The organism is Xenorhabdus sp. PR6a, assembly GCF_028599065.1.
GTDB lineage: Bacteria > Pseudomonadota > Gammaproteobacteria > Enterobacterales > Enterobacteriaceae > Xenorhabdus > Xenorhabdus doucetiae.
On record NZ_JAQRFJ010000145.1, the window covers coordinates 1 to 1,847 of the forward strand.

Consider the following 1,847-nt stretch of genomic DNA (forward strand, 5'->3'; position numbering starts at 1 on the left):
CTATATGGCTGCAATAAGGCCGGATATAGAGCTGCAACCTACCGTCGATGTCAACGTGATTTTTGTCTTGCAAACGGGATGCGTTCATATAGGGTAACATGACCATTCAGTATAATTCTCCTACACCAGAAGAACGCCGTTCTATCCTTTCCGAGTATGGTGAACCTTATGATCGCCTTGTCCGCGAAAAGGAACGCCATCACATTACCTCTATTTCCAGAACGTCAGCATGGAAACTGGAAAATGAAGGACGCTTCCCTGCCCGTAAGCCATTAGGCCGTAATTCCTGTGCTTGGTTGCTCAGTGACTTGTTGCACTGGGTACATAATCCGCCAATCGTAGAAAATATAAATAATCCGTATAGCCGTAAACCTACCAATTAAAAAAATAACATCATGAAAAAAATTAACTGCCTTAATTGGCAGTGATCAAACTCACTCTAAAAATAGCCTGATTTTTGGCATAAAGGGATGTGATGGTAGATATTAGCTATAGAAATTATTTGAAATTAAGTAACCATCAATTTGAGAAACAACCCTCTTTAAGAGGGTTAGTTGATTATTATTCAGATGATGCTTTAGTTTTACGCTGGCGGCGTTTGGCTTCTGTTCTGATGGCTTCAACAATGTATTTACCTGTGCTTTCGCCAGATTCTTTTGTCAGTTCCATCAATTCCACAACTTCGTGTGGAACACGTGCTACTAATTCTTGTGATTTATTATTTATGTCTGCCGTTGGCATATGTGACTCCGTGCTTGAATGGTGGTACACAGTATACGGCAAGAAAAACAAAATAATAGTGTTGACGCATACCACATCTTGTAACTGTAGTGGTGCACACCTTGAGTTAATTCAGGCTGAAAAAAACAACGCCCCGAAGTGCTGTAACACTATCGAGGCGTCTGACCAACAACCGTTAATAGAGGTAACGATTATGGCTGTACAACAGCATACCCAAACTCGCCTTAAATTTACATGCCTAATTGCAGCAAGCAATCAACGACTAACAGATCTTCATCCAGTGCGCCTTATCTTCGTTCAGGAGGTAAGCCATGTTTAAGATCATTGTCACCACGACAAATCAGCATACAGGCGAGATAAAAAAAGAAACTATTCGCTACAAATACAAAACATTGCGCGGTGCGGAGAACGCCGCCAAAAATATTCGCAGTGCTTGTATGCTAGATAATGAAACCGTTGATACTGAAATCGTCAGCGTGTACGAGCATAGAGCGCCCATCTCACTGGATCAAGCCATGCACAATACAAGGCTGGCGACCTCTTTATTTTACGTCATTCTTGAAAAAGCCAAGTCTGAATGTTCCATCGATTTAAATAACCTGATTGCGTTGGCCTGTGATATCAATCAGGAAGTCTACCATGCGCTTCAAGCGGCTGTGTATGAGGAATAAGCCATGAGTCAATCATCTGCATATGGATATAACAGCCGTAAAAACAATGAAGAAATCAGCCCAATAGACATTATCCATACGGTAAAAAAATCCGCTATGAATCATTGGCAAAGCCTGTTGCCCGCCTGTGGCGTTGAGGTTCCGGCAAAGAGGAAGCATGGCGCTTGCCCGATATGTGGGGGAACTGACCGTTTTCACTTCATCGACGATCACGGTAACGGGGACTGGCATTGTCGCCAGTGTGATCACCCCAATCACGGTGATGGGCTGGATTTAGTGGCGAGAACCAAAGGGATCACAGTCTTTGAAGCCGCTAAGTTAGTTTCGGGTGCGCTGGCTCTGCCTTTGTCGGAACCCAAGCCCGCCAGAAAGGAGTCTCCAAAATCAGGAACTTCCTCAATAATCGAGAAAGTGAGCAGGCTCTTGTCTCAAGCC

At 43.6% G+C, this 1,847-nt stretch carries 4 protein-coding genes; 3 read left to right on the forward strand and 1 reads right to left on the reverse strand.

Annotated elements, in window-relative coordinates; all coding sequences use genetic code 11:
* Positions 1–98 precede the first annotated feature (98 nt).
* The gene (locus tag PSI15_RS17865; RefSeq protein WP_273584657.1) at positions 99–383 is read left to right on the forward strand and encodes a helix-turn-helix transcriptional regulator; all 285 of its coding nucleotides are present in this window, start codon (positions 99–101) and stop codon (positions 381–383) included.
* 178 nt (positions 384–561) lie between these two features.
* On the opposite strand, the gene PSI15_RS17870 is transcribed toward PSI15_RS17865, so the two are convergent.
* Entirely contained in the window at positions 562–741 is a 180-nt protein-coding gene (locus PSI15_RS17870) for a YlcI/YnfO family protein (RefSeq protein WP_273584687.1), read from the reverse strand.
* A 311-nt stretch (positions 742–1,052) separates the two neighbouring features.
* Here PSI15_RS17870 and PSI15_RS17875 point away from each other — a divergent pair, with 311 nt between their 5' ends.
* Together PSI15_RS17875 and PSI15_RS17880 are read left to right on the forward strand one after the other, a co-directional pair.
* Positions 1,053–1,412: a hypothetical protein gene (locus PSI15_RS17875; protein WP_273584688.1), complete on the forward strand. Its 360-nt coding sequence runs from the start codon at positions 1,053–1,055 to the stop codon at positions 1,410–1,412.
* Between the two features lie 3 nt (positions 1,413–1,415).
* Positions 1,416–1,847, forward strand: a 432-nt coding sequence (locus PSI15_RS17880) for a primase-helicase zinc-binding domain-containing protein (RefSeq protein WP_273584689.1), incomplete at its 3' end; no start/stop codon positions are given.